Here is a 26,205-nt window from a genome sequence, read left to right on the forward strand (position 1 = left end):
GCATCAATGCGGGGGTCCCGGGGAAGGTGGGTAGCACAACCGCAGAAGAGCAGCCGGGGCGGTGGGCGATGGTGCCAGAGAAAGAGCCGGGGGATCCGGGGGAGCCGGAGAGTACGGCGCAGCGCCGGGCGCGGCGTGCGCAGTTCCTCCGCGACTTGAACGAGGCGCGCGAACTGCGCGACCGCGTCCAGCCCCGCCGCGCCCGCGCGGCCCGTATGCGCCAACAAATGCGCATGCGCACGTTCCGCTGGTAACCGGGTGGTCCACCGGTGACCGGGCGGTCCGCTGGTCATCCGGCGTTCCGGCGGTTCGCTGGTCACCCGGTGATCCGCCGGTCACCCGGCCCGGACCCGGCGCCGCCGGGTTCCACGCGCCGCGGAACCCGGGACAGCCGCCCCGGCCGAAGCCGGCCCCGCCGGCATGCGGGGCGCGGCCCGGGGCGGAGCCCGGGCGCGCGCCGCCGCCGCCTCCCGCGCCCCGGCGCCCCCTCCGGCGGGCCGGGTCCCGGGAGTGACACGCCCACCCCCGGGACCGGGTCCCGCCCGCCCAACGCGGCCCCCGCACAACCCGCGGAGCCCACGGCACGGGACGACGCAAGCGCGGAAGACCTCTCGCAAAGCCGCCGTTTCTGCCACGATGCCGATGGGGCGGGGTACGAACGGCTCGCACACGGCTGTTCAGGCCCCAACCTCAGGCCGGGGGGACCTCCAACCGGCACGCCTACGACCAGTGGGAGAGTCACGGTGTACTTCGCCGCACTGCTCGCGCGCACCGAAGACGGGTGGGAAGCGAGCGACATGGAACTCGACGATGTCGAGTCCTTGAGTGATCTGATCGATCTCGCCCGGTCCGCCGCTGTCGACGACGACACGGTGGTCGCCCTCATCGAGCAGGAGGACGCCTGGTTCGGCGTCGTCCGCGTGGACGGCGAGGAGGACCCTCGGTACTTCGTATCGAACGCCTCCGCGGCCGACCGCAGCTCCTACGGCTCGATGCTGACCAAAGAGCTGCTGGGCAGCGAGGAGGAGGACGACGAACTCGACGAACTCGACCTGGACGGCACCGAGGACGGCGAGGAGGACGCCATCGCCGCCTTCACCACCGAGGACGACGACGCGGACGAAGGGGTCCGCGGCGGCACCGAGCCGGTACCGGCCGGTCCGCTCGGCGACCCCCGGCTGCTCGACGACCTCGGCGTGAGCCACAAGCAACTGATGACCCTCGACGGGGACGCCCTCTCGGAGATCGCCGAGTCGCTCGGTGCGACCGAGGTCCTGGAGGCCGTCCGCTAGTGATCACCGAGCACCACACGCACCACCCCGGTCCCGACCCCGTTCGGGACCCCTGGCGGGACTCCATGCGCCTGGCGCTCCAGGAGGCCGCCCTGGCGGTGCCGGCCGGCGACGTGCCGGTCGGCGCCGTCCTGCTCGGCCCGGACCGGGAGCTCCTCGCCACCGGGCACAACGAGCGCGAGGCGACCGGCGATCCCACGGCCCACGCCGAGGTGCTCGCGCTGCGCCGGGCGGCCGCCGCGCTCGGGGAGTGGCGGCTGACCGGGTGCACCCTGGTGGTGACCTTGGAGCCGTGCGTGATGTGCGCGGGCGCACTGGTGCAGTCCCGGGTGGCCCGGGTCGTCTACGGCGCGGATGACGAGAAGGCGGGCGCGGCGGGGTCGCTCTGGGACCTCGTACGGGACCGCAGGCTCAACCACCGGCCGGAGGTGGTCCGCGGCGTGCTGGCGGACGAGTGCGCCCGGCAGCTGACGGACTTCTTCCGCGACCTCTGACCGACCGTTCCAGGGCGGCTCGTGGCACGGCACCGGATACGGATTTCAGAGCACGGCTCTCTTTGGGCTAAGCTCTCTCTCGGTAGCGTGTCCGAGCGGCCGAAGGAGCACGCCTCGAAAGCGTGTGATGGTGCAAGCTATCCGTGGGTTCAAATCCCACCGCTACCGCTCTGATCGAGAGCCCCGCCCCGCAAGGGTCGGGGCTCTCGTCGTTCCCGCCCGCAACTCGGCCCGCGCGCACCCGTCCACGACTCCGGCCCGCGCGCACCCGTCCACGACTCCGGCCCGCGCGCCCGCACCTCCACTCGGCCCGGCGCCCGGCCCGCGACGCTCCGGATGCCCACCCCGCCCCGCCCCGGCCGCCGCCGCCCCGCGCCCGTAGCGCCCGTACGGCCGCCCTCCGAGGGACCCCCGCGTGACCGGCTGCCCCCTCGGCCGTTGTCACGGCATGACCAAGACCCAGCGCATGCTCGCCGCCTTCGCCCTCGCGGGGGCCGCCGCGGGCCTCGCCGCACCCGCCGCCTCCGCCGCACCGATCGCCCCGCTCACCCTGCCGGACCTGCCGCAGGCCGCCCCGGGCATGCCGAAGGGTGTCGTGCCCGGCTCCGTCCAGGACATCGGCGCCAAGCTGAACGCCCTCAACCAGCTCAACCGGCTGATGGACCTCCCGAACGACCTCGCGCCGGTGATCGCGCCCGTCCAGCCCATCACGGACCTGGCCGGCGCCATCGGCTGACGGGCCCCGCAACGCGGCCGGTACCCGCGGCCCGCCGGCCACCGCGGCCCGCCGGCCACCGCAACGCGGCCGGTAACCCGCAGCTCGTCCGCTCCCGCAACTCACCGGCCCCCGACGCACGGAAGGCCCCGGCCGTGGCCGGGACCTTCACGCGTGGACGGGGGAAGCGGCATCGGGGGGGGGGAGAAGCCGCTCCCCCCGAGGAGACCGAACCTGCCGGTCCGAGCCGCGATCGGGGGGAAGCCGCGGCCGGACCCCGCAGCGAGGCCCTTTCCCTCACCCCCCGGCTTCCTGCCAGAACCGGTGGGCTCGTGTCCCATCCTGCGTCTTCCCCTCCCACCCGGGGAGCGACAAAAGGCCCTTACCGACAGGCCATTGGTCCTTAAAGGTCAGGTGAGTGCCCAAACTTGACCGGTTAGACTCACCCGACTCAGCAGGACCGGTTGGGGAGGCCGACACCGCTCGTGGACACCAAGAAGCTCGTCATGGGCGCGCTCGTCGTCTTCGTACTCTTCGTGATCATCACTCAACCCGTCAAAGCCGCCGATATGGTCCAAATAGGCTTCCAGGGGATCTCGGATGCCGCCCATGGGATCGGCGAGTTCATGACCGAACTGGTGCGCTGAACCCGTACGCTGAAGCGGATTCCGGACTTCCCGGCCCCCCACTCCGACGGGTGGGGGGCTTTTTGTGTTATCCGTGTTCAGGGTGAATATCCCGATATGCCCAATCTGGCAAATCTATCCTCAACACGACGTTATCGGGTGCTTGCACACAGTGCGCATCTCTTGTGATGCTATGACCGCTTTTGACGGATAGTTGACTGAAGGGGTGGCGTGACCGTGCCGGCCAGTACTGCGCCTCAGGTGCCACCCCAGCAGGACCCCCAGAGCCCCCAGAGCGCGCAGGAACCCCCGGAACACACCGAGCCGGCCGAGCCGCCCCACGACCCCCAGGTCCCCCTCCAGCAGGAGTCCACGCCGGACCCCCTGCCGGAGTCACCACCGGAGTCCACGCCCGAGCCCCCGCCCGCCCCCAGGCCGCAGAGCCGCGGCGCCGACACCCGCGCGCTGACCCAGGTGCTGTTCGGACAGCTCAAGAACCTCCAGCCCGGCAGCCGCGACCACACCAGGGTCCGCGGGGCCCTCATCGAGGCCAACCTGCCCCTCGTCCGGTACGCGGCGGCCCGCTTCCGCAGCCGCAACGAGCCGATGGAGGATGTCATCCAGGTCGGAACGATCGGACTCATCAACGCGATCGACCGCTTCGACCCCGACCGCGGGGTGCAGTTCCCGACCTTCGCGATGCCGACCGTGGTCGGGGAGATCAAACGGTACTTCCGCGACAACGTGCGAACCGTCCACGTCCCGCGCCGCCTCCACGAGCTGTGGGTGCAGGTCAACGCCGCCACCGAGGACCTCACCACGCTGCACGGCCGCACTCCCACCACCCCCGAGATCGCCGAGCGGCTGCGCATCACCGAGGACGAGGTGCTCTCCTGCATCGAGGCCGGCCGGAGCTACCACGCAACCTCGCTCGAAGCCGCCCAGGAGGGCGACGGAATGCCCGGCCTGCTGGACCGCCTCGGCTACGAGGACCCGGAACTGGCCGGCGTCGAGCACCGGGACCTCGTCAGGCACCTCCTCGTACAGTTGCCCGAGCGCGAACAGCGGATCCTCCTGCTCCGGTACTACAACAACCTGACGCAGTCGCAGATCAGCGCTGAGCTGGGGGTTTCCCAGATGCACGTGTCCCGGCTGCTCGCCCGGAGCTTCGCGCGGCTGCGATCCGCAAACAGGATCGAGGCGTAACCGGAACGGGTGGAGATCACCTGGCGCGTTTCCCGACAGACCGGGCTCATTCCGTTCTGTCGCTGGAGATACATGTCGACATGGCGCTACAGCGTGTTGCCGACATGTGACATTCTGCTGGAACCGCGTTTGCCGCAGCCCCGCCTCCGGTATTCAGGTGGAGGCTGCGTTCCTCCGACGGGCGCGCAGAGAAGCGCGACCGTCCGCGACCTCAAGGGGGTGGCATGTCCGTAGACCAGGGCAGCTCCAAGGTGCTCACGCTCGTCAAGCGTGAGCTGCCGGCAGTGTCCAACCGCTCGGAAGCCATCGACACCCGCACGCTCTCCCGCTCCCTCTTCCAGCGACTTGCCGCCCTGGACGTGGACAGCCCCGACCGCGCGTACGTACGCGACACCCTGATCGAGCTGAACCTCCCCCTCGTGCGCTACGCGGCGGCCCGCTTCCGCAGCCGCAACGAGCCGATGGAAGACATCGTCCAGGTGGGCACCATCGGGCTCATCAAGGCGATCGACCGCTTCGACTGCGAACGCGGTGTCGAGTTCCCGACCTTCGCCATGCCGACGGTCGTGGGCGAGATCAAACGATTCTTTAGGGACACTTCCTGGTCCGTGCGCGTCCCGCGCCGGCTCCAGGAGCTGCGCCTGGCCCTCACCAAGGCCAGTGACGAGCTCGCCCAGAAGCTGGACCGGTCCCCGACCGTTCCCGAACTGGCCGCCGTGCTCGGCGTCTCCGAGGAGGACGTGGTCGACGGCCTGGCCGTCGGCAACGCGTACACCGCTTCCTCGCTCGATTCGCCCTCGCCCGAGGACGAGGGCGGCGAGGGCTCCCTCGCCGATCGCCTCGGGTACGAGGACAGCGCGCTCGAAGGGGTCGAGTACCGGGAGTCGCTCAAGCCGCTGCTGGCCAAACTGCCGCCCCGCGAACGGCAGATCATCATGCTGCGGTTCTTCGCCAACATGACGCAGTCGCAGATCGGAGAGGAGGTCGGCATCTCCCAGATGCACGTCTCCCGGCTGCTCACGCGTACGCTCGCGCAGCTGCGCGTCGGCCTGATCGGCGAGTAGGCCGGCAGGCAGCCCTCCGGGCCGCTGCCGCCCGCTTCCCAACTGACGGATCGTCAGTGACACTGGCGCGATGCGAACGGGAACCCGCCGGGCGGCAGCACTCACCCTCTGCGGCGCCGTCGCCGCCCTGGCCCTCGGCGGCTGCGGCGGTCCGGCCCGCGAGGGCTACGCCGCCGTGGGAGCAGCGCCCTCCGGCACGGGCGGGAACGTACCGCCGCGCGGGGACGTGGAGTTCCAGCAGCTCGGAGCCCCGCCGCCGGGCGGCGCCGCGCCTTCGGCCACCAGTGGTACGTCGACCGGTGCGAGGGACGCGAGGACCCCGGCCGCCTCCGCCCGGGGCGGAGCCCCATCCACCGCCCCCGGCGGCTCCGCGGCCCCGGGCACCTCACCGGACCCCGGCCCCGCCGCCATCCCCGGCACCCCCCACCGCACCGAGCCCCCGGGGCCACCGGGATCCACACCCCCGCCCACGCCGGGCGGGCCGGGCACCCCGGCCCCAGCGCCGGCGACCCCGGCGCGGCTGACGCTCGGCGCCCCGCTCCGCTCGGCGGCCGCCGACCGCTGGTGCGAGCGGGTCACGGTCGCCTTCACCAACACCGGCACCACCGCGGCCCGTTCGGGCACGGTGAACTTCGCGACGCACATCATCGGCGCCCTCGGCATCGACTGGGCCACGATCGCCACGACCCAGCCGCTGCCCGCCCCGATCGCGGGCGGCACGTCGAAGACGCAGACCTACACGGTCTGCGTCGAGGCGTGGCGGGTGCCCCTGGGCATGCACGTCGAGACCCGGAACGTCACCGCCACCTGGAGCTGACGCCCCGGGGCCCCCGAGGGGGCACGGGACCAGCCCGGGGGCACGGACACTAGCGCGGGGGCACGGACACTAGCGCGGGGGCACGGGGACCAGCGCGGGGGCACGGGGACTAGCCCAGCGCCAGCCAGGCCACCGCCACGATCACGACGAGCGCGGCCAGCCCCAGACCCACCCACAGGCCGGTCCTGGGGGCAGCCTTCGCCGACTGGCGCCGACGGGCTCCCGGCACGGTGGCACGCACCGGCTCGGCCTCCTCGACGAACGCGCGGAACATCTGGGTGCTGCCCGCCGGGTCGTAGTTGCCCTCGGGGCCGGGTGAGTTGTGGTTCGCAGCCATGGCTCCGCACCCTAGCGGCTTTTCCGATTCCTTTACCGCTCCACCCCCCCATCCATTTGCCTGTAGCAACCAACCTCTTCTATGGTTGCCCTAAGCAACGAGATTGGGGGCGTCGGATGGCCTCGCACACGGCCCGCAGCGCCGGCACCACGCCGGCCACCCGCTACGAGGAGCTGGCCCGCCAGCTCACCGGCATCGGCGCGGTCAAGCGCGACCTCGCACGGATCCTGCCCGCGGACTGCCCGACCGGCTCCGCCGCCGTCCTCACCGTGCTCGACCGGCACGGCGAGATGCGGCTCAGCCGGCTCGCCGAGTTCATGGCCATCGACATCTCGGTGAGCAGCCGGCACGTCGCCCACGCGGCCGACCGCGGCTGGATCGAACGCGTCCTCGACCCCGGCGACGGCCGCTGCCGGATCCTGCGCCTCACCCCGGCCGGACGCGCCGTCCTCGCCGAGCTCGGCGCCCGGTACACCAACGCCCTGGAAAGGGCGCTGTCCGACTGGTCGGCCGAGGACATCGACGTGCTCAACGCCCTGCTGGCACGGCTCCGATCGAGCTTCTAGTACTGAAGGAACCACATGGCTACGACCACACCCACCGGTGTGCGGGGAGGCGGCCAGTCGGGGACCACGTCCGACGGCGCGCCCATGACGCACCCGCAGATCATGAAAGCGCTGTCCGGGCTGATGCTCGGCATGTTCGTGGCGATCCTGTCCTCCACGATCGTCTCCAACGCACTGCCCCAGATCATCAGCGACCTCGGCGGTACGCAGTCCTCCTACACCTGGGTCGTCACCGCCGCCCTCCTCTCGATGACGGCCGCGACCCCCCTGTGGGGGAAGCTGTCCGACCTGTTAAGCAAGAAGCTGCTGGTCCAGATATCGCTGGTCGTCTACGTCCTCGGCTCCGTCGTCGCCGGCATGTCGCAGAACACCGGCATGCTGATCGCCTGCCGCGTGGTCCAGGGCATCGGCGTCGGCGGCCTGTCCGCCCTCGCCCAGATCGTGATGGCCGCGATGATCTCCCCGCGCGAGCGGGGCCGCTACAGCGGCTACCTCGGCGCGGTGTTCGCCGTCGCCACCGTCGGCGGCCCGCTGCTCGGCGGTGTCATCACCGACACCGACTGGCTCGGCTGGCGCTGGTGCTTCTACGTCGGCGTCCCGTTCGCCGTCATCGCGCTGATCGTGCTCCAGAAGACCCTGCGGCTCCCGGTGGTCCGGCGTGACGTCAAGGTGGACTGGCTGGGCGCGTTCCTGATCAGCGGCGCGGTGTCCCTGCTGCTGATCTGGGTCACCCAGGCGGGGGACTCGTACGACTGGATCTCCTGGACGACGCTGGCGATGACCGGCGGCGCCGTGGCGCTCGGCCTGCTCTTCCTCCTGGTCGAATCCCGGGCGAGCGACCCGATCATCCCGCTGCGCCTGTTCCGCAACAAGACCATCTCCCTCGCCTCGGCGGCCTCGCTGTTCGTCGGCATCGCGATGTTCTCCGGCACGGTCTTTTTCAGCCAGTACTTCCAGCTCGCCCGCGGCGAGTCCCCCACGATGTCCGGAATCCTGACGATTCCGATGATCGGCGGCCTCTTCGTCTCCTCCACCGTTTCCGGTCAGGTGATCACCAAGACCGGTCGTTGGAAGGCCTGGCTGGTGGCCGGCGGGGTGCTGCTGACGGCCGGCCTCGGCCTGCTGGGATCGCTGCGCTACGACACCCCGTACTGGCACATCGCGATCTACATGGCGCTGACCGGTCTCGGCCTCGGCATGATGATGCAGAACCTGGTCCTCGCCACGCAGAACCAGGTGGCCCCGCAGGACCTCGGCGCGGCCAGCTCCGTCGTCACCTTCTTCCGCTCGCTCGGCGGCGCCATGGGCGTCTCGGCGCTCGGCGCGGTGATGGCGAACCGGGTCACCCACTACGTCACGGACGGTCTGACCGCGCTCGGCCCGAAGGCGGCGGCCATGGCGCACGGCGGCTCCGGCGGGGGCGGGATCCCCAACCTCGACAAGCTGCCCGCGCCGCTGCGGACCGTCATCGAGTCCGCGTACGGGCACGGAGTCGGCGACGTCTTCCTCTACGCCGCTCCGTGCGCGCTGCTCGCCCTGTTGTTGGTGCTGTTCATCAAGGAGGTCGCGTTGAAGTCGAAGCCGGCCTCGCACGCCCCGGCCGCGGCGAGCGCCGTCCAGGAGGCGCCGGTGGTCGCCCGGGTCGAGTAGCCGGACGCCCGGTACGACGGTGAAACGGCAGGGTGCCGCAGGCGAGTTCCTCGTCTGCGGCGCCCTGCCGTTTCGTTTCCGCGGGGCCCACCCCCGGTCCGGGCCGGATCAGGGCGTCGTGGTGGCGGGCGCGGTGAGGTCGTAGAAGACGGCCCCGCCGACCGTGGTGGCCTTGAACGTGGCCCTCACCCAGGTCTCGATGGCGCTGCTGGTGCCACCGCCCGGGCCTGCGCCCGCGCGTCGCAGGCCGGTGACCTCACCGCCGGCTCCGCCCTGCGGCTGGGGTCGGCCTTGCGCCTGGCCTTGGGCCTGACCTTGGGCCTGCGGCAGCCCCTGGCCCGGGGGCCGGCCCTGCGCCTGGTTTTCGCTCTGGCCGATGAACCAGTGGATGCGGCCGGCCTTCACATACGCCTTGAACTGCTCCAGGGTCGGCGAGGGATCGCTGCCGTTGAAACCGCCGATCGGCATCACCGGCACGCCGGAGGCCAGCTGGTAGCTCGCCGCGTTCTGCGCACCGATGGCCGCCGCCGCCCACGTGTAGCGGTCGGCGCCGGCCCGCAGTGCCGCCGTGGCCTGCGCGCTCGCCTTCGCGCCGTTCAGCAGCCCGCCGACGCCGCCGGGAGCGTTGCCGCGCGCGTTGCCTCCCGCGTTGCCCCGCGGACCGGTTCCGCCGGGTCGCGCGATGCCGGGGACCCCGGCAGGTCGTCCGCCGGGCTGCATCCCGGGCCCGCCGCCCGGGGGCATGCCACCACCGGGCAGGTAAAACGCGTGCGTGCCGCGGCCGCCCGGGCCGCCACCACCCGCCACCGCCGGGCCGGCCGTCACGATGGAGCCCGTGTGCGGGGTGCTCACCGTGGTCAGGCAGTACGCGAAGGGGCCCGCCAGCGCTGCGCCCAGAGCGACGCCCGCCACTGCCGGCAGCGCCCTGCGACCCAGCCGCGCGGCGAACGGCAGCGCGACGGCCGCGCCGATGCCCGCCGCCAGCACCGTCCACCGCAGCCACGGCAGGTATCCCGGGGCGCGACCGAGCAGCACGAAGGCCCAGTAGGCGGTGAGCGCGAGGGATCCGGCGAGGGTGAGGGACGCCGCCCGGCTTCCCCGCTCCTCCCACAGCACGACGACGCCCATGCCGACGAGTGCGGCCAGGAACGGCGCGAGGGCCACGGTGTAGTACTCGTGGAAGATCCCCTGCATGTAGCTGAAGACCAGCCCGGTGATCAGCAGCGAACCGCCCCAGGCCAGGAAGGAGGCGCGGGCCATGCTCTCCAGCGAATCGGTGGCCCGGCGGGCCTTCCAGGTGATCACCAGTCCGGCGACCAGCATGATCAGGGCCGCCGGGAGCAGCCAGGAGATCTGACCGCCGATGGTGCCCGTGAACAGCCGGTCGATGCCGGTCTCTCCCCAGCCTCCGCCCCCGCCCCCGCCGGGGCGCCCGCCGCCTCCGACGCTGCCGGTCTCGTTCCCGTTGATCCGGCCCAGCCCGTTGTAGCCGAGGGTCAGTTCCAGGAAGGAGTTGTTCTGCGAGCCGCCGATGTAGGGCCGGGACCCGGCGGGCCACAGCTCCACCACGGCCACCCACCAGCCCCCGGCCACCACCATCGCGACTCCGGCGAGCAGCAACTGCCCCAGCCGCCTGCGCAACCGCGTCGGAGCGCAGACCGCGTACAGCACTGCCAGCGGAGGCAGGATGACGAAGGCCTGGAGGGTCTTGGTCAGGAAGGCGAGTCCGACCGCGGCTCCGGCCCCGACGAGCCAGCCGGTGCGGGCTCCGTCCAGTGCCCGCAGGACGCAGGAGACGGTCACGGTCATCAGCAGGGCGAGCAGTGCGTCCGGGTTGTTGAAGCGGAACATCAGGGCCGCGACGGGCGTCAGGGCGAAGGCCACCCCGCTCAGCAGCGCCGCCACGGGGCCGAACTGGCGCCGTACGGCCCCGTAGAGCACCGCGGTGGTACCGACGCCCATCAGGGCCTGGGGTACCAGGATCTGCCAGCCGCCCAGCCCGAAGAGCCGCACCGACAGGGCCATCGGCCACAGGGCGGCCGGGGGCTTGTCGACGGTGATCGAGTTCCCGGCGTCGGAGGACCCGAAGAAGAAGGCCTTCCAGCTCTCGGAACCCGCCTGGACGGCAGCCGAGTAGAAGGAGTTCGCGTAACCCGAGGCACCCAGGTTCCACAACAGCAGAACGGCGGTGAGGAGCAGGAGCGCGGTGTACGAGGGACGTTCCCAACGGGGCCGGCCGGTCACCGCCGTAGTGGTGGCGGTCGGCGGGGCGGGCGGGAACAGGGGTACTGCTGCCGTCGTCATCGGATGTCGTCCTTCGTGGGATTGCCGCGCGGCTCGGGAAAGACCCAGGCGCGGAACAGGAGGAAGCGCAGCACGGTGGCGGCGAGGTTGGCGGTGATCAGTACGGCGAGTTCGGTGCTGTGGGCGGGTTCGGCGGCCGCCGCCCCCAGCGCGGCGAGTGAGCCGCTGGTCAGGGCGAGGCCGATGGCGAAGACCACCAGCCCCTGTGCCTGGTGGCGCACGGCTCGGGTGCGGCCGCGCACCCCGAAGGTGAGCCGGCGGTTGGCGGCGGTGTTGGCGACGGCCGAGAGCAGCAGGGCGGCCGCGTTGGCGATCTGGGGCCCGGCCGCGGTGCGGAACGCCGCGTACAGAGCCAGGTAGAGCAGGGTGCTGAACAGCCCCACCGCGCAGAAGCCGAGGAGTTGGCGGGTCAGCCCGCACGGGACACCGGGCAGTGCGGTCCGGTCCCGTGGGTCGTCGCCGAAGGGGCGGGCGAGCCGGTCGAGCGGGAGTGCGCCGACGGCCAGTGCCCGGCCGACCCGCCAGACGCCCTTGAGGTCCTCGGCTGCGGTACGGACGATGTGGACGGTGGAGTCGGGGTCGTCCACCCAGTCCACCGGTACCTCGTGGATCCGCAGCCCGGCCCGCTCGGCCAGCACCAGCAGTTCGGTGTCGAAGAACCAGCCGGAGTCCTCCACCAGCGGCAGCAGCCGCTGGGCGACGTCCCGCCGGATGGCCTTGAACCCGCATTGGGCGTCGGTGAAGCGGGCGGCGAGGGAGGAGCGCAAGAGCAGGTTGTAGGCCCGCGAGACGAACTCCCGCTTGGCTCCCCGCACCACGCGGGAGGAGCGCGCGAGCCGGGTGCCTATGGCGAGGTCCGAGTGACCGGAGATCAGCGGGGCGACCAGGGGCAGCAGGGCGTTGAGGTCGGTGGAGAGGTCCACGTCCATGTAGGCGAGGACGGGTGCCTGTGAACGGGACCAGACGGTGCGCAGGGCGCGGCCCCGCCCCTTCTCCTCCAGCCGGGTGCTGTGGACGTCCTCGACGGCGGCGGCGAGGGCCGCCGCGACGTCGGGGGTCCCGTCGGTGCTGGCGTTGTCGGCGATGGTGATGCGGAAGGGGTACGGGAACGTCTTGGTGAGGTGATCGTGCAGCCGGTGCACGCAGGGGCCGAGGTCCTTCTCCTCGTTGAAGACTGGGATCACCACGTCGAGTACGGGCTCACCGGGCACGGGTGCCAAGTGCACGCGGGCCGGGAGGGCTCCGGAGCCGGGAGAGGTGTCGGTTGGCATGCTCCGACCCTCGCCGGGCGGCCTGTCACCGCTGTGTGCTGAGCCTGTGCTCCGTCTGTGAGTCCGTCCGCTCCTTGGTGTCCGCGAGGGGGAGGAGGACCTCGAAGCAGGTTCGGCCCGGCCGGCTGCGGACCTCGACCCGGCCACCGTGGGCGGTGACGACCGCCTGGACGATGGCGAGCCCGAGGCCGGTGGAGCCGGCGGCCCGGGACCGGGAGGCATCGCCCCGGGCGAAGCGCTCGAAGACATGCGGGACCAACTCGGGCGGTATTCCGGGGCCGTTGTCCTCGACTCGGAGCCGGACGTGTGGTGTTTCACGTGAAACGTCTTGCGCTTCGACGTCTCGTGCTTCGACGTCGGCTGGTTCGACGTCGCATGCTTCGCCGGCTGTTTCACGTGAAACATGCGCGGTGACGGTGGTACCGGGAGGGGTGTGGCTGCGTGCGTTGGCGAGGAGGTTCACCAGGACTTGCTGGATCCGGGCGGCGTCGGCCCGGATGGGCGCCGGTTCGTCCGGGAGTTCCAGCCGCCAGTGGTGCTCCGGCCCGGCGGCCCGCGCATCGCTGACGGCGTCGACGACGAGCGGAGCGAGGTCGGTGGCACAGTCGCCGGTGGCAAGTGGCCGGCCCGCGTCCAGCCGGGCCAGCAACAGCAGGTCTTCGACCAGACCGGTCATCCGGGTGGCTTCGGATTCGATGCGGCTCAGGGCATGGCGGGTGTCGGGGCCGGGTTCCTCGTGGCCGCGGCGGGTCAGCTCGGCATAGCCCCGGATCGAGGCCAGCGGGGTACGCAGCTCGTGGCTGGCGTCGGCCACGAACTGGCGTACCCGCATCTCGCTCTGCTGCCGGGCGGTCAGGGCGGAGGAGACGTGGCCCAGCATTCGGTTGAGGGCTGCGCCGACCTGGCCGATCTCGGTCCGGGGGTCGGCCTCTGCGTCGGGCACCCGCTCGTGCAGAGCGGGTTCACCGCTGTGCAGGGGGAGTTCTGAGACCCGGGTGGCGGTCACGGCCACTCGTCGCAACGGGCGCAGCGCCACACCGACCAGGGCCTGCCCGGCGAGGGAGGCGGCGATCAGGCCGGCCAGGGTCGCGAAGACCTCCACCGCGATCAGCGTCCGGACGGTGGAGTCGACTTCGCCGAGCCGGAAGCCCAGAACGAGGCTCCCGTCGGGAGCGGTGAGCACCCGGTAGCTGCCGAGATCCGGCAGGTCCACGTCCAGCGGTCCGAGCCGGCCCTGGCCTGCCTTGCGGGCGGCCTTCGCCAGAGCCGCGCTCTGGGCTTCGGTGAGGGGCTGACGGTGGTCGAGCTCGGGGCCGCCGACCGCGGCGTTGCGGGCGGTGCCGATGACCTTGCCGTTCTCGTCCAGCCGTATCCCGGCGGCGCCCGGTGGGGTTCCGGCCAGGACGAACCCGAGGCTGCCCTCCCGGGCGGCCTTCCCGGCGCCGGGGCCCCGGGTGGCCATCGTGAGGGAGGCGCGCAGTTGGTCGTCCAGTTGCTCGACCAGGTACTGGCGCAGCGCGAAGGTGGTGACGGCGCCGATGGCCGCGCCGACGACGGCGATCAGCACCACCGCCGCCAGCACGAGCCGGGACCTCAGCGACCAGGGCCGCCGGACCCGAGGCTCCCGAGGCACCCGCTCGGAGCCGGCCCGCGTCGCGCGCCCGGGAGGACGTACGGCCACTACTCGGCCGGCTTGATCAGGTATCCGGCGCCCCGCCGGGTGTGGATCATCGGCGGCCATCCGGGGCCGCTCTCCAGCTTCCGTCGCAGGTAGGAGATGTACAGCTCGACCACATTGGCCTGGCCGCCGAAGTCGTAGGACCACACCCGGTCCAGGATCTGTGCCTTGCTCAGCACCCGGCGCGGGTTGCGCATCAGGTAGCGCAGCAGCTCGAACTCCGTGGCGGTCAGGTGGACCTCCTGGCCGCCTCGGGTCACCTCATGGCTGTCCTCGTCGAGCCGCAGGTCGCCGACCGCCAGTACGGAGCCACCGCGGGCCGCCTGCGCCGCGCCCGAGCGGCGGACCAGGCCGCGCAGCCTGGCCACGACCTCTTCGAGGCTGAACGGCTTGGTGACGTAGTCGTCGCCACCCGCCGTCAGCCCGGCGATGCGGTCCTCGACGGAGTCCTTGGCGGTCAGGAACAGCACGGGCACGTGCGGCAGCTCCCGGCGCAGCCGGCCGAGCACGGTGAGGCCGTCCATGTCCGGGAGCATGATGTCGAGGAGCACCACGTCCGGGCGGAACTCCCGCGCCGCCCGCAGCGCGGTCGCCCCGTCGCCGGCGCTGCGGACCTCGCATCCCTCGTAGCGCAGGGCCATGGACAGGAGTTCGGAGAGCGCGGCCTCGTCGTCGACGACGAGCACCCGGCACGGGCCGCCGTCGGGGCGGATGAGGGCCGTGTGCTTGCCGGTGGACGTGGACGCGTGGGAGGTGGTCGTCGCAGTCATGCGTACACGCTGGACGGCACCTCTGAGAGCGTTCTTGCGCCTACCTGTGAATTTCCTGAGAACCGGTGGTCGGGTCGGCCCGGCCCTCTGGCGCTCAGGTCAGCCGGAAGAGCCGGGCGCCGTTGTCGTGGCAGACCGCCCGCAGCCAGTCGTCCCCGAGGCCGAGCCGTTCGAGGGCTACCAGCTGGTGCTCGTAGGGATAGGGGATGTTCGGGAAGTCGGTGCCGAGCAGGATGCGGTCGCCGAGGTCCGTGAGCCGCCCGAGGTCCTGCGCCGGGAAGCCGCTGAACTGCTCGGAGAAGTCGGTGAAGGCCATGGTGGTGTCGAGGCGGACTTCCGGGTACCGGTCGGCCAGGTCGAGGAAGTCGGCGTACTCGGGCATGCCCATGTGGGCGATGACCAGGGGCAGCCCGGGGTGCCGGGCCAGCAGGCGGGCGATCGGCTCGGGCCCGGTGTACTTGCCCGGCACCGGCCCCGAGCCGCAGTGGATCACGATCGGGACGGCGGCTTCGTCGAGGAGTCCCCAGACCGGTTCGAGCCGCTCGTCGTTCGGGTCGTAGGCGCCGACCTGGAGGTGCGCCTTGAAGATCCGGGCTCCGGCCTCCACGGCCCGGCCGACGTACTCCGACACGCCGTCTTCCGGGAAGAAGGTCGCGGTGTGCAGGCAGTCGGGGGTCCGCGCGGCGAAGTCCGCGGACCACGCGTTGAGCCAGGCGGCCATCGCCGGCTTGTGCGGGTAGAGCATGGCGGTGAAGGCCCGTACCCCGAACTCCCGCAGCAGCGCGACCCGCTGCTCCTCCTCGTGCCGGTAGGTGATGGGCCACTCGACGCCGGTCAACGGACCGACGGCGTCGAAGTAGTCCCACACCTTGTCCAGGACCCGCTCGGGCATGAAGTGCGTGTGCACGTCGACCAGCCCGGGAAGTCCGAGCCGGTCGCGGAAGGCGCGGACCGCCTCAGCCGTTGTCGCGGACAAAACCGTGGCTCCGTTCGACTGTGGCGACGTGCAGCGAGTAGCTCTCGTACCAGTGGGTGCGGCCCTGCTTCATCGCCGCCTGGTGCTCCAGGTCGTCCCGCCACGCGGTGAGGGAGTCGTGGTCGCGGAAGTAGGCGACGGTGATGCCGAGGCCGCCCGGGGTGGCTGCGCAGTCGTAGCCGAGGAAGCCGGGGTTCGCCCGGACGATCTCGTTCAACCGGGTGTCCGTCTCCGCGTAGCCGGTGTCGTCAGAGGTGCGGACGCCGGTGAAAACGGCCATGACGTAAGGCGGTTCGAAGGGGGGTACGGGCTGGATGGTCATGACGACCACCCTCCGCGTGCTGCCCTCGGCGTGTCCACCTGAAAGGGGGCCGCGGAGCCAAAGGGATCCAAGTTTTGACCTTGGTGCCTCCGGGATGCGGGCCGGTCAGAACAGCCCGTCCTGCTCGGCGTCGGCGGGCGGCTCGATCGCGGCCACCGGCACGTCCGTGGCGGCGTCCCCCGGCGCGACGACCAGTTCCCACCCGGCCAGCAGCCGGGTGTCCACGACGAGCCCGTCCGCGAGGTGCAGATCCGGCCCGGCCGCGCCGGCCAGCAACCCTGCCACGGCTCCGCCCGCCACCAGCTGGGTGACCACCCGGGACGGCGTGGGCAGCGCGTCCAGCCCGAAGGCCGCCGCGTGGTCCGCGACTTCACAGCCCACCGGCTCCAGGGACTCCGGCCACCCCGGCAGTGCCACGGCCCGTGCATGCAGCTCGGCGACCTCGCGGGCCCGTTCCGCCGGCGACGGCAGCCGGCCCCGCACCGCGCGCTTGCGGGCGTAGGCGATCCGGTCGGGCACCCCGAGGGCCGCCCGCAGCAGTTCCTCGGTGCGTCGCGCGGCCATCAACGGGCCGCGCCCCAGCCAGGCCCAGGTGATCGCGCCCTGCTCCAGCAGCCGGGCCGGGCCGCGCTCCTCGGCGGTGATGCCGACCTTGATCAGACCGGGCCCGAACCAGGCGAGGTACACCCGGTAGGGGCGCGGATCGGCGGCGTTGGTGTCGGCGGCCACCGAGAAGGACCGGTCCAGCCGGGCGCACTCGGCGCACTGGGCACTCGCGGTCCGGCCGGGCACCGTCCGGCGCGCGGGGCACGGCGTGCGTCTGCCCGCCCGCCGGACCCCGAGGCACTGCCGCTCCCCCCGGGCGACGAAGGCCAGCCGCTGCCCGTACCCGAGCGGGCTGTCGCGCTCCCCCCTTTCGGCTCCGTACCAGCCGATGCCCGGGCCGCCGTCCTGCCACCGGATACCGGTGCACCACCAGGTCACAGCGGGAGCGGTCGCTCGAAGAAGGTGTCCAGTACGACGGTCGCCTGCGTCCCGCTGACCCCGTCGATGGCGTAGAGGCGGCGCAGTACGTCCTGCAGCTGCTCGGTCGAGCCCGTCCGTACCTTGACGAGCACGGAGGCGCTGCCGGCGATGATGTGTGCCTCCTGGATCTCGGCGATGCCCTCGAACGCGGCCTTCGAGTCCCCCATCCAGGCATTCGAGTCGACCATCACGTAGGCCAGGACCCCGCTCCCGACGGCCGCCGGATCCACGTCGACCGTGGTCCGCCGGATGACGCCGCGTTCCCGCAGCTTGCGTACGCGCTCGTGCGTGGCTCCCGCAGACAGCCCGACGGCCGCACCGAGAGCGGCGTACGACTGACCCGCGTCCTCCTGGAGCCGCTGGAGCAGCGCCCGATCGATGTCGTCCACGCGATCTTCCCCTCATCTGCCCGCTCACCCTTGCGGAAACAGTACCTGATCCTGCAATCTCAGCATCACACCGAACAGTCTTCGGTTCACTTGCCACATGGGGGAAATATGTCATCCATCGCCGACCTCACTCTGTACGAGATTCTGGACGATCGTTTCCGTACGGGCCGCTGCGCCAACGGCGACGCCCGTCTGGAGCGGCTCTACGACGACTGCCGCTGGGCGGAAGGTCCCCTCTACCTGCCCGCCTGGCGGCAACTGGTGTGGAGCGACATCCCCAACGACCGGATGCTGCGCTGGGACGAGGCCACCGGCACCGTTTCCGTGTTCCGCACCGCAGCCGGGCACCCCAACGGCAACACCCTCGACCGCGAGGGCCGCCTGATCACCTGCGAGCAGGGCAACCGGCGCGTCACCCGCACGGAGCCGGACGGCACCCTCACCGTCATCGCCGACCGCTGGGAGGGCAAGCGCCTCAACAGCCCGAACGACGCGGTGGTGCGTTCCGACGGCTCGATCTGGTTCTCGGACCCCGACTTCGGCATCACCAGCGACTACGAAGGCCGGCGCGCGCCGAGCGAGATCGGCGCCTGCAACCTCTACCGCGCCGACCCCACGACGGGGGAGGTCCGTCTGGTCGCAGACGGCTTCCTGGGCCCGAACGGCCTCGTCTTCTCCCCCGACGAGAGCGAGCTGTACGCGGCGGACACCCGCGCGGGCCACATCCGCGCCTTCAAGGTCACCGACGCGGGAACCCTGACGGACGACCGCGTCTTCGCCGCCTGCCCCTCGGTGGACAACATCCGCTTCGACGACGGCGGCCGCCTGTGGGCGGCCGCGATGCAGGACGGCGTCCGCTGCTACGCGCCGGACGGCGGCCTGATCGGCCGGCTGCGCGTCCCCGAGCCGGTCTCGAACATCGCCTTCGGCGGTCCGAAGAACAACCGCCTCTTCATCACCGCCACCACCTCGCTCTACTCCCTGGTCCTCGCGGTCACCGGCCTCCCCCGCGTCCACCGCCCCTGACGCACACAACGCAAGAGGCCCCCCGGCGAACCGGGGGGCCTCTTCGGCTGTGCACTCGGCAGGATTCGAACCTGCAACCTTCTGATCCGTAGTCAGATGCTCTATCCGTTAAGCTACGAGTGCTTGGGCTGTTCGGGGTTTTGCGCCCCGTTGGCCTTGCGAGAACAACAATACATGGACCTCGGCGGGACGCGAAATCCATTGGCCCCACCGCGGCTGACCTGCGGAAACAGCGCGGATGGAGATCATCCGCCAGGCCTCGCCCGGCTCGCGGCGACGAGCGCGCTACCCCTCTTGAGTCGTTCGAAACGCACCGAAGCCCCGGTCCGTGAGGACCGGGGCTTCGGTGAGGTGCGGAGGCGGAGGGATTTGAACCCTCGATGGGGGGTAAGCCCCAAACCGCATTAGCAGTGCGGCGCCATAGACCGGACTAGGCGACGCCTCCAGCACACCCTCGCGTACGAAGGTGCGTGCAGATGATGACACAGGCGCGGGGCCGGTCACCAATCCGCTCCCACGGTACAAGGAACGGCGGGCCCGGGGCAAAGCCTTAACGGCATCCTCGGGAGGCTCTACAGGCCGGCGCGCACGCCACGCGGCACGCGTACACACGCACGCGTCGGACCGCACGCAACATCGGGGCGCCCGGGTCGTTTGCCAGGCGTACGACGTACGGACGACCTGGAGTGCCCCATGCTGCGTCTCGCCGCCTTCGCCGTCACCTCAGCCCTGGCCGCCGCGGCCGCCGGACCGCTGCCACCCCTGCCGTTGGAGCGGCTGCTGTCGACACCCGACCGGCTCACCATCGACGTGTCCGACACCGGCAACCCGGGCACCGACGGCGAGTACCGGCTGGAGTGCGACCCGGTCGGCGGGAACCACCCGAAGGCGGAGGACGCCTGCGCCCGCCTCGACGCGCTCGCGAAGGAGGGCAAGGACCCCTTCGCCCCGGTTTCCCAGCGCCGGATCTGCACCATGGTCGACGGGGGTCCGGCCACCGCCCGGATCAAGGGAACGTGGCACGGCAAGAAGGTGGACACCACGTTCCGGCGCAAGAACGGATGCGAGATCGACCGGTGGAACACACTGGAACCTGTGCTTCCGAGTGGACGTTCCTGACCTGGGAGGATGCGGAGGATGTGCCTTATCCGCCCCGCATCGGCCATCCCGCCGCGGGGCGGTGCCCTTAGACTCCTCCCGTGACATGCCGGTAGTCGTGGTCAGGGAGGAAGCTCGTCGTGAGCAGCAGGCCATCCCGAGGCGCTGCTCGCCTCGCAGCAATACTCGACGCGCTTCCTGACGCGCTGTTGCTCGTCAACGCCAACGGCACCGTGGTGAACGCGAATTCGATCGCCCTCGAAATCATGGAGAGCCCCGGCACCGGCCTCGTCGGCCGTGGAGTGCTGGACCTCCTGCCCGAGTTCGACTCGAAGCTCATCCCCGGCTCGATGCGCCGTCCCGGGGACGACGAAGAGGGCAGGGCGAAGCCCAAGAGGATGACGGCCCGGCGCACCGACGGGAGCGAGTTCCCCGTCGAGGTCACCGCCGCACACCTCGACGGCCGCGACGCCTACCGCGAGCCGCAGCCCGCGTACACCGGCGACGAGCTGCTGATGCTGGTCGTACGGGACCTCTCGCAGACCGTGGACACCGAGGCCGAGCTCGCCCGCTCCCAGCGCCAGACCGAGATGATCCTGCGCGCCGCCGCGGAAGGCGTGGTGGGCACGGACACCGACGGCCGGGTCGTGCTCGTCAACCCGGCCGCCGCGCAGATCCTCGGCTACCGGGCCACCGATCTCGGCAACCGCGAGCTGCACGGGCTGATCCAGCACTCGCGCGCGGACGGTTCGCCGTTCCCCTTCGAGGAATCCCCGTTGGCCGACACCCTGCGCAGCGGCCGCAAGCACCGGGTGCGCAGCCAGGTGCTGTGGAACAAGGCCGGGCAGCCGGTCTCCGTCGACCTGACCACCTCGCCCGTACGGGACGGCGAGCTGCTCGTCGGCGCCGTCATGACCTTCACCGACCGGCGCCCGTACGACGCCCTCGCCGCGCGGCACGCCCAGTTGCTGGCGGTCCTCGGCGAGTCGCTGCGCGGGCCGCTGGAGGAACTGCGCGGGGAGCTGGCGACGCTGGCCGCCGATGACGCGGGCCAGCTGTGGCCCGAGGCGAACCAGTTGCTGCACCACCTGGCGGCCGGTTACTCGCGGATGACCACCCTCGTGGACAACGTGCTGGGCTACCAGCGGCTGGACGCGGGCAGCGACAAGCTCGCCAAGGAAAAGACGCTGATCAACAAGGTCGTCGCGGCCGGTGTCGACGGCGCAGTGGAGCTGATCGGCCCCGGCCGGGCGCAGTTCGCCGTGCACGCGCCGACGATCGAGGCCGAGGTGGACGGGGAGCGGATCGCGACGGCGCTCGCGCACCTGGTCGCCGATGTCGCCGGGGTGGACGCCACGGGCAAGACCCGCCAGGGCAGCGGATACAGCGACTCGACGATCGTCGTGGCCGCCGCGCAGCGCGGTGACGTCGTACGGATCGAGGTGCGCGGGCCCTACGAAGGCGGCAACCCGGTGCACGAGCCGATCGTGCGGGGCATCGTGGCCGCGCACGGCGGTGTCCTCCAGACCGTCGACGTGCCCGGTGCGCCGGGCGGCACCTACGTTCTGGAGCTTCCGCTGGGTGCGGGAGCCGGAACGGTGACGCTGCCGGACCCGGAACCCGAGTCCGAGCCCGAGCCGGTGGAGCCTCCGGCCGCCGGGGCCGGGGCGAAGCCGGACGGTGGGGACGGCGCCGGAGCCAGGGGCGAGTCCGGGGGACGACGGGCCCGGCGCGGGGTGGACGCGTTCCTGGACGACGCCGACGGGGCGAAGCCGCGCGAGGGCGGGGGCGCGCTCGCGCTGTCGTCGGGGCGGCGCCGCGCGGACGGCACTCTCGACGGTGCCGGCCCGGGCGGCCCCGAGCTGGCCCAGTCCCCGGTGAACCCGGCCGGGCTGGGTACCGGGCGCAGGCGTGGCCGGGACGGCGACGGCAGTGCGGACCACCACGACGGGCCGGACGCTTCCCGGCGCCCCGGCGGTCCGCAGCCCGTGGCCCCGCAGCCGGCTCCCTCCCAGCCCGTGTCCGCTCAGCCCGCGGTTCCCCAGCCCGCGCCGCAGCAGCCCGTGCCCCCGCAGGGGACCGGGATGCCGGCGCTGCCGCCCGTGCCCCCGGTGCCGCCCGTTCCGCTGACCCAGCATCCGGCGGGCCGCCGCCGCGCGTTGGGCCCGGCGGCGCCGGCCGGCCCGGCAGCGGGACCGTTCGCGCAGCAGGGCGGTCCGGTTCCCGCGACCGGGCTCGCGGCTCCCGTTCCCCAGCGCCCCATCGCCCCGGAAGGCGGCTTCGCGCTGCCCGCCGGACCCACTCCCGCCCCGGCCCCCGGAGCGGTCGCTGCCTCGGCCGCCGGAGCCGTTCCCGCCCCGGCCGAGGCCGGCCCGGATGCTCCGGCCGGCCGCCGTGGGCGTCGCGTGCTCGGTGCCCCCGTGGCCGACGCCCCCGAAGCCGCCCCCGCGGCCGCCCCGGAGGCACCCGGGCCGGTACCGCCGACCGGGCGGCGCCGGGCACTGCCCGAGGCACCCGCCTGGCCGGTGCCCGCGGCCCGTACCGCTTCCGAGGACGGCGGGCCCGAGGCGGGTACGGGCGCGGGCCCCGCCCCCGTACCCGCTGCCCGACAGCCGCAGGACGGTCCGTCGGAGGCCGCGCAGCCGATCAGCGTGCGCGCTCTCGGCACGCTCGGCCAGGGCATCTCGGTGGACGCCGGCGGCTCCGGCCGCCGCCGTCGGCTCTCCGAGCCCGCGCCCCAGGGTCGCGCCTTCGCCATAGGGGCCCCCGAGGCGGGCTCCGCCGAGGGGCCCGAGCCGCTCGACGGCCCCGGCGGCGCGGTCGAGGTGGTCAACCGGCCCGTCCCGCTGCCCGTGGACGACGAACTTCCGCCGGAGCCGCTGGACAACCCGCGGCGGCTGCTGGTGTGGCCCGCGCCCGATGCCCAGACCCAGCAGGCACTCAGCGACCGCGGCTACCGCCCGGTGATCGTGCACTCCCGCGAGGAGGTGGACGCGCAGATCGCGGCGTTCCCCGCCGCCTTGTTCGTGGACCCGCTGACCGGGCCCATCACCCGCACCGCCCTCCAGTCGCTGCGTCAGGCCGCGGTTGCCGCGGAGGTCCCCGTCCTGGTCACGGCCGGGCTCGGGCACGCCACGCGCGAAGCCGCGTACGGCGCCGACCCGGCCGTGCTGCTCAAAGCGCTCGCACCGCGCGACAGCGAGCAGCACCCCTCACGGGTGCTGTTGATCGAGGAGCACGACGAGATCGCCACGGCGCTGACCGCCGCCCTGGAGCGGCGCGGCATGCAGGTCGCCCGGGCGGGCGCCGACACCGACGCCGTGGAGCTGGCCACCCGGGTGCGGCCCAACCTCGTCGTCATGGACCTGATGCAGGTGCGCCGCCGCCGGGCCGGGATCGTGGACTGGCTGCGCGCCAACGGGCAGCTGAACCGCACCCCGCTCGTCGTCTACACGGCCACCGGGATCGACCCGGCCGAACTGCCGCGGCTGGCCTCCGGCGAGAGCGTGCTGTTCCTCGCCGAACGGTCCACGACCGCCGATGTCCAGGGCCGCATCGTGGACCTGCTGGCCAAGATCGGCACCAACTAGTCATCCTGGCCCGATGGCCATCACCGACACGACCGAGCACAGCGTTCCCGCCGACAACGGTGAGGTGAGTCTCCTCATCGCCCGGCAGGTCGAGCCCGGCCACGAGGAGGACTTCGAGGCGTGGGCGCGCGGGATCCTGGAGACCGCCGCGCGCTTCCCGGACCACCTCGGGTACGGGTTGTTCCGGCCCGCGGCGGAGGGTGCTCCCTGGTTCCTGGTGCACCGCTTCCGTCACCAGGCCGCCTTCGAGGCCTGGCAGAAGTCGGCGGAGCGCGCCGCGTTCTTCGCCAACTGCCAAGGTCACCACCACCACGAGATAGCGCGGCGCGAGCTGCACGGCATGGAGACCTGGTTCGCGAAGCCGGGCACGACCCGGCCCGCGCCGCCCCGCTGGAAGATGGTGATCAGCTCGGGGCTGGCCATCTTCCCGATCTCGCTGCTCGGCAACGCGGTGCTGGGTCCGTACCTGGTGGACCTGCCCTTCGTACTGCGGACGGCCGCTTTCACGGTCGTGTTCAGCACCCTGATGACCTACGTGGCCATGCCCGCCGTCAGCAGGCTGCTGCGGCCATGGCTCACGCGCGGCTGAGGCCCCGGGCCGCTCGGGTCAGTCGAGCTTCGTCACGTCCAGCTCGCCGTCCGCGTACTGCCTGCGGATGACCTTCTTGTCGAACTTGCCGACGCTGGTCTTCGGCACGGACTCGATGAACGTCCAGCGCTCGGGCAGCTGCCACCTGGCGATCGACTGGCCCAGGAAGATGCGCAGACCCGTGTAGTCCACGGTCGCGCCGTCCTTGAGGACGACGGTCGCCAGCGGCCGCTCACCCCACTTGTCGTCGGGTACGGCGACCACCGCCGCCTCGGCCACCTCCGGGTGCGCCATCAGTGCGTTCTCCAGCTCGACGCTGGAGATCCACTCGCCGCCCGACTTGATGACGTCCTTGGCCCGGTCGGTCAGCGTCAGGTAGCCGTCGGCGCTGATCACGCCCACATCACCGGTCTTGAGCCAGCCGTCCGCGCTGAACTTGTCCGCCGGGCGCAGCGGTTCGCCGGACACGCCGCCGTAGTAGGCGCCCGCGATCCACGTGCCGCGCACCTCCAGCTCGCCGGCCGACTCGCCGTCCCACGGCAGGCGGTCACCGCCGGGGCCGATCAGACGTGCCTCGACACCCGCGGGGAAGCGGCCCTGGGTGATCCGGTACGGCAACTCCTCCTCGGCGCTCAGGCCGGCCGGAGGGTGCGCCATCGTGCCGAGCGGGGAGGTCTCGGTCATGCCCCACGCGTGGCACAGGCGCACGCCCAGTTTCTCGTACGCCTCCATCAGGGACGGCGGGCAGGCCGCGCCTCCGATGGTGACCTGCTTCATCGAGGTCAGGTCGCGGGGGCGCGCGGTGACCTCGGCGAGCAGCCCCTGCCAGATGGTGGGGACGGCCGCGGCGTGCGTCGGCTTCTCCCGCTCGATCATCTCGGCGAGCGGGGCGGGCTGCAGGAAGCGGTCCGGCATCAGCAGGTTGATCCCGGTCATGAAGGTGGCGTGGGGCAGGCCCCAGGCGTTCACGTGGAACTGGGGGACCACGACCAGGGACGTGTCCCGGTCGGTCAGCCCCATCGACTCCGCCATGTTGACCTGCATGGAGTGCAGGTAGATCGAGCGGTGTGAGTAGACGACACCCTTGGGGTCACCGGTGGTGCCCGAGGTGTAGCACATGGCCGCAGCCTGGCGCTCGTCCAGCTCGGGCCAGTCGTAGTGGTCGGAGCGTCCGGCCAGCAGTTCCTCGTAGTCGTGCACGCGCACGTCGAGGCCGTCGAGCACCGAACGGTCACCGATGCCGGAGACGACCACGTGCTCGACGGTGGGCAGGTGCGGCAGCAGCGGCGCGAGGAGCGGCAGGAGGGTGCCGTTGACGAGCACCACCCGGTCAGCTGCGTGGTTGACGATGAAGACCAGCTGCTCGGGAGGGAGCCGCAGGTTGAGCGTGTGCAGGACGGCGCCCATGGAGGGGATCGCGAAGTACGCCTCGACGTGCTCGGCGTTGTTCCACATCAGTGTCGCCAGAACACTTCCCGGCTCGACGCCCAGCTCATCGCGGAGGGCGTTGGCGAGCTGTGCGGCGCGGTCGCCGATCTCGGCGAACGTCCGGCGGTGGGGCTCTGCCTCCCCGGTCCATGTCGTCACGGTCGACGTGCCGTGGACTCTCCGGCCATGCTCCAGAATCCGGCTGATGTTGAGCTGTACATCCTGCATGGTGCTGAGCACTGGCGTCCTCCCGGTGGGCGCTATCGCTCCGTCGCGACATTGCAAGGATTCTGCGCACGTACCACGCGGTATGTCACTACCCAGGGGTACAAAGCGCGTCACGCCACCCTGCACGTTTCACGTGAAACATCGGGGTACGGCGATCACGTGAAACACCGGACTGGTCCGGGTGGCGGCTCAGCGGACCGGGGCGAGTTCCGGGTCCTCGCGGAGCTTTCCGAGGGCACGGGAGACGGCGCTCTTGACCGTGCCGACGGAGACTCCGAGCAGCTCGGCGGTCTGCGCCTCAGTGAGGTCCTCGTAATAACGCAGGACCACCATCGCCCGCTGTCGGTCCGGCAGCCGGGTCACCGCACGCCACATCGCGTCGCGCAGTGCCTGCGCCTCCGCGGCGTCCGTGGACGGCTCCTGCTCGACTTCCGGGATCTCCTCGCAGCAGAATTCGTCGACCTTGCGCTTGCGCCACTGGGAGGTGCGGGTGTTGACCAGGGCCCGCCTGACGTATCCGTCCAGTGCCCGGTGGTCCTCGATGCGGTCCCAGGCGGCGTAGGTCTTGGCGAGGGCCGTCTGCAGCAGGTCCTCGGCGTCGCAGGGGTTGGCGGTGAGCGAGCGCGCGGTGCGCATCAGGGTCGTGCCGCGGGTCCTGACGTACGCCGAGAACGACGGGTACGACGTCGGGTTCGAGGCGAGCGTGCAGACAGGCGAGGTCATGTCTCCACGCTAGGAGCGCG

General features: G+C 72.0%; 24 protein-coding genes and 3 tRNA genes. 14 read left to right on the forward strand and 13 right to left on the reverse strand.

The window, feature by feature from the left end; all coding sequences use genetic code 11:
- The first annotated feature begins 743 nt into the window (after positions 1–743).
- From OG861_RS15195 to OG861_RS15230, 8 genes are all read left to right on the forward strand, one after another.
- Positions 744–1,292 (forward strand): tRNA adenosine deaminase-associated protein, encoded by a 549-nt coding sequence (locus tag OG861_RS15195; RefSeq protein ID WP_329196858.1) that lies wholly within the window; start codon positions 744–746, stop codon positions 1,290–1,292.
- Positions 1,293–1,357: 65 nt separating this feature from the next.
- Positions 1,358–1,786 carry a tRNA adenosine(34) deaminase TadA gene (tadA, locus tag OG861_RS15200; RefSeq protein ID WP_329202327.1) on the forward strand — a complete coding sequence of 143 codons (429 nt, stop codon included), beginning with the start codon at positions 1,358–1,360 and terminating at the stop codon, positions 1,784–1,786.
- 81 nt (positions 1,787–1,867) lie between these two features.
- Positions 1,868–1,954, forward strand: a tRNA-Ser gene (locus OG861_RS15205).
- Positions 1,955–2,234: 280 nt separating this feature from the next.
- The gene (locus OG861_RS15210) at positions 2,235–2,522 is read left to right on the forward strand and encodes a hypothetical protein (RefSeq protein WP_329196856.1); all 288 of its coding nucleotides are present in this window, start codon (positions 2,235–2,237) and stop codon (positions 2,520–2,522) included.
- A 464-nt stretch (positions 2,523–2,986) separates the two neighbouring features.
- A complete protein-coding gene (locus OG861_RS15215) occupies positions 2,987–3,148 on the forward strand; it encodes a hypothetical protein (protein WP_329202660.1) in 162 nt (53 codons plus the stop codon).
- 240 nt (positions 3,149–3,388) lie between these two features.
- Positions 3,389–4,333 (forward strand): RNA polymerase sigma factor SigF, encoded by a 945-nt coding sequence (locus OG861_RS15220; RefSeq protein WP_443056561.1) that lies wholly within the window; start codon positions 3,389–3,391, stop codon positions 4,331–4,333.
- Positions 4,334–4,557: 224 nt separating this feature from the next.
- Positions 4,558–5,397, forward strand: a complete 840-nt coding sequence (locus OG861_RS15225) for an RNA polymerase sigma factor SigF (protein ID WP_329196854.1) — start codon at positions 4,558–4,560, stop codon at positions 5,395–5,397.
- 70 nt (positions 5,398–5,467) lie between these two features.
- On the forward strand, positions 5,468–6,214 hold the full coding sequence (locus OG861_RS15230) for a hypothetical protein (protein ID WP_329196852.1): 747 nt from the start codon (positions 5,468–5,470) through the stop codon (positions 6,212–6,214).
- 109 nt (positions 6,215–6,323) lie between these two features.
- Here the strand turns inward: OG861_RS15230 and OG861_RS15235 are convergent, their stop codons facing one another.
- Positions 6,324–6,551 (reverse strand): hypothetical protein, encoded by a 228-nt coding sequence (locus tag OG861_RS15235; RefSeq protein ID WP_329196851.1) that lies wholly within the window; start codon positions 6,549–6,551, stop codon positions 6,324–6,326.
- 116 nt (positions 6,552–6,667) lie between these two features.
- On the opposite strand from OG861_RS15235, the gene OG861_RS15240 reads away from it, so the two are divergent.
- Positions 6,668–7,117, forward strand: coding sequence for a MarR family winged helix-turn-helix transcriptional regulator (locus OG861_RS15240; protein WP_329196850.1), 450 nt, complete (start codon positions 6,668–6,670; stop codon positions 7,115–7,117).
- A 15-nt stretch (positions 7,118–7,132) separates the two neighbouring features.
- Positions 7,133–8,767: an MDR family MFS transporter gene (locus OG861_RS15245; protein ID WP_329196848.1), complete on the forward strand. Its 1,635-nt coding sequence runs from the start codon at positions 7,133–7,135 to the stop codon at positions 8,765–8,767.
- Between the two features lie 108 nt (positions 8,768–8,875).
- On the opposite strand, the gene OG861_RS15250 is transcribed toward OG861_RS15245, so the two are convergent.
- The 8 genes from OG861_RS15250 to OG861_RS15285 form a co-directional block, all read right to left on the reverse strand.
- Entirely contained in the window at positions 8,876–11,071 is a 2,196-nt protein-coding gene (locus tag OG861_RS15250) for a glycosyltransferase family 39 protein (RefSeq protein ID WP_329196846.1), read from the reverse strand.
- Positions 11,068–12,342: a glycosyltransferase gene (locus OG861_RS15255; protein ID WP_329196844.1), complete on the reverse strand. Its 1,275-nt coding sequence runs from the start codon at positions 12,340–12,342 to the stop codon at positions 11,068–11,070. The genes OG861_RS15250 and OG861_RS15255 overlap by 4 nt, the downstream gene beginning before the upstream one ends.
- Before the next feature lie 25 nt (positions 12,343–12,367).
- Positions 12,368–13,924: a sensor histidine kinase gene (locus OG861_RS15260; protein WP_330261731.1), complete on the reverse strand. Its 1,557-nt coding sequence runs from the start codon at positions 13,922–13,924 to the stop codon at positions 12,368–12,370.
- A 98-nt stretch (positions 13,925–14,022) separates the two neighbouring features.
- Positions 14,023–14,790: a response regulator transcription factor gene (locus OG861_RS15265; protein ID WP_329196840.1), complete on the reverse strand. Its 768-nt coding sequence runs from the start codon at positions 14,788–14,790 to the stop codon at positions 14,023–14,025.
- A gap of 94 nt (positions 14,791–14,884) precedes the next feature.
- Positions 14,885–15,766, reverse strand: coding sequence for an amidohydrolase family protein (locus OG861_RS15270; protein ID WP_329196838.1), 882 nt, complete (start codon positions 15,764–15,766; stop codon positions 14,885–14,887).
- Positions 15,747–16,088 (reverse strand): antibiotic biosynthesis monooxygenase family protein, encoded by a 342-nt coding sequence (locus tag OG861_RS15275; protein WP_329196836.1) that lies wholly within the window; start codon positions 16,086–16,088, stop codon positions 15,747–15,749. The genes OG861_RS15270 and OG861_RS15275 overlap by 20 nt, the downstream gene beginning before the upstream one ends.
- Before the next feature lie 105 nt (positions 16,089–16,193).
- Positions 16,194–17,072 carry a DUF2797 domain-containing protein gene (locus tag OG861_RS15280; RefSeq protein ID WP_329196833.1) on the reverse strand — a complete coding sequence of 293 codons (879 nt, stop codon included), beginning with the start codon at positions 17,070–17,072 and terminating at the stop codon, positions 16,194–16,196.
- Positions 17,069–17,503, reverse strand: a complete 435-nt coding sequence (locus OG861_RS15285; RefSeq protein ID WP_329196831.1) for an Lrp/AsnC family transcriptional regulator — start codon at positions 17,501–17,503, stop codon at positions 17,069–17,071. The genes OG861_RS15280 and OG861_RS15285 overlap by 4 nt, the downstream gene beginning before the upstream one ends.
- 108 nt (positions 17,504–17,611) lie before the next feature.
- Between OG861_RS15285 and OG861_RS15290 the strand changes: the two genes are divergently transcribed.
- Positions 17,612–18,529 (forward strand): SMP-30/gluconolactonase/LRE family protein, encoded by a 918-nt coding sequence (locus tag OG861_RS15290; protein WP_329196828.1) that lies wholly within the window; start codon positions 17,612–17,614, stop codon positions 18,527–18,529.
- A gap of 50 nt (positions 18,530–18,579) precedes the next feature.
- Here the strand turns inward: OG861_RS15290 and OG861_RS15295 are convergent.
- Both OG861_RS15295 and OG861_RS15300 read right to left on the reverse strand, forming a co-directional pair.
- Positions 18,580–18,652, reverse strand: a tRNA-Arg gene (locus tag OG861_RS15295).
- 231 nt (positions 18,653–18,883) lie between these two features.
- Positions 18,884–18,974 (reverse strand) — tRNA-Ser (locus OG861_RS15300).
- 248 nt (positions 18,975–19,222) lie between these two features.
- Here OG861_RS15300 and OG861_RS15305 point away from each other — a divergent pair.
- From OG861_RS15305 to OG861_RS15315, 3 genes are all read left to right on the forward strand, one after another.
- Positions 19,223–19,648 carry an SSI family serine proteinase inhibitor gene (locus OG861_RS15305; RefSeq protein ID WP_329196826.1) on the forward strand — a complete coding sequence of 142 codons (426 nt, stop codon included), beginning with the start codon at positions 19,223–19,225 and terminating at the stop codon, positions 19,646–19,648.
- A 119-nt stretch (positions 19,649–19,767) separates the two neighbouring features.
- Complete coding sequence (locus OG861_RS15310) at positions 19,768–23,217, forward strand: PAS domain-containing protein (RefSeq protein ID WP_329196824.1); 3,450 nt, start codon at positions 19,768–19,770, stop codon at positions 23,215–23,217.
- 13 nt (positions 23,218–23,230) lie between these two features.
- On the forward strand, positions 23,231–23,806 hold the full coding sequence (locus tag OG861_RS15315) for an antibiotic biosynthesis monooxygenase (protein ID WP_329196822.1): 576 nt from the start codon (positions 23,231–23,233) through the stop codon (positions 23,804–23,806).
- A gap of 18 nt (positions 23,807–23,824) precedes the next feature.
- On the opposite strand, the gene OG861_RS15320 is transcribed toward OG861_RS15315, so the two are convergent.
- Positions 23,825–25,474, reverse strand: a complete 1,650-nt coding sequence (locus OG861_RS15320; RefSeq protein ID WP_329196819.1) for a long-chain fatty acid--CoA ligase — start codon at positions 25,472–25,474, stop codon at positions 23,825–23,827.
- Positions 25,475–25,651: 177 nt separating this feature from the next.
- Entirely contained in the window at positions 25,652–26,185 is a 534-nt protein-coding gene (locus OG861_RS15325) for a SigE family RNA polymerase sigma factor (RefSeq protein WP_329196817.1), read from the reverse strand.
- Between the last annotated feature and the right edge of the window lie 20 nt (positions 26,186–26,205).

Origin of the sequence: Streptomyces sp. NBC_00539 (genome assembly GCF_036346105.1) — a bacterium.
Lineage (GTDB): Bacteria > Actinomycetota > Actinomycetes > Streptomycetales > Streptomycetaceae > Streptomyces.

What these genes read in the sequence shown, in the direction of transcription:
- tadA (WP_329202327.1), top strand. Translation starts at nt 1,358, where the DNA reads ATGCGCCTGGCGCTCCAGGAGGCCGCCCTGGCGGTGCCGGCCGGCGAC.
- OG861_RS15210 (WP_329196856.1), top strand. Translation starts at nt 2,235, where the DNA reads ATGACCAAGACCCAGCGCATGCTCGCCGCCTTCGCCCTCGCGGGGGCC.
- OG861_RS15225 (WP_329196854.1), top strand. Translation starts at nt 4,558, where the DNA reads ATGTCCGTAGACCAGGGCAGCTCCAAGGTGCTCACGCTCGTCAAGCGT.
- OG861_RS15230 (WP_329196852.1), top strand. Translation starts at nt 5,468, where the DNA reads ATGCGAACGGGAACCCGCCGGGCGGCAGCACTCACCCTCTGCGGCGCC.
- OG861_RS15235 (WP_329196851.1), bottom strand. Translation starts at nt 6,551, where the DNA reads ATGGCTGCGAACCACAACTCACCCGGCCCCGAGGGCAACTACGACCCG.
- OG861_RS15240 (WP_329196850.1), top strand. Translation starts at nt 6,668, where the DNA reads ATGGCCTCGCACACGGCCCGCAGCGCCGGCACCACGCCGGCCACCCGC.
- OG861_RS15245 (WP_329196848.1), top strand. Translation starts at nt 7,133, where the DNA reads ATGGCTACGACCACACCCACCGGTGTGCGGGGAGGCGGCCAGTCGGGG.
- OG861_RS15250 (WP_329196846.1), bottom strand. Translation starts at nt 11,071, where the DNA reads ATGACGACGGCAGCAGTACCCCTGTTCCCGCCCGCCCCGCCGACCGCC.
- OG861_RS15255 (WP_329196844.1), bottom strand. Translation starts at nt 12,342, where the DNA reads ATGCCAACCGACACCTCTCCCGGCTCCGGAGCCCTCCCGGCCCGCGTG.
- OG861_RS15265 (WP_329196840.1), bottom strand. Translation starts at nt 14,790, where the DNA reads ATGACTGCGACGACCACCTCCCACGCGTCCACGTCCACCGGCAAGCAC.
- OG861_RS15275 (WP_329196836.1), bottom strand. Translation starts at nt 16,088, where the DNA reads ATGACCATCCAGCCCGTACCCCCCTTCGAACCGCCTTACGTCATGGCC.
- OG861_RS15290 (WP_329196828.1), top strand. Translation starts at nt 17,612, where the DNA reads ATGTCATCCATCGCCGACCTCACTCTGTACGAGATTCTGGACGATCGT.
- OG861_RS15305 (WP_329196826.1), top strand. Translation starts at nt 19,223, where the DNA reads ATGCTGCGTCTCGCCGCCTTCGCCGTCACCTCAGCCCTGGCCGCCGCG.
- OG861_RS15315 (WP_329196822.1), top strand. Translation starts at nt 23,231, where the DNA reads ATGGCCATCACCGACACGACCGAGCACAGCGTTCCCGCCGACAACGGT.
- OG861_RS15325 (WP_329196817.1), bottom strand. Translation starts at nt 26,185, where the DNA reads ATGACCTCGCCTGTCTGCACGCTCGCCTCGAACCCGACGTCGTACCCG.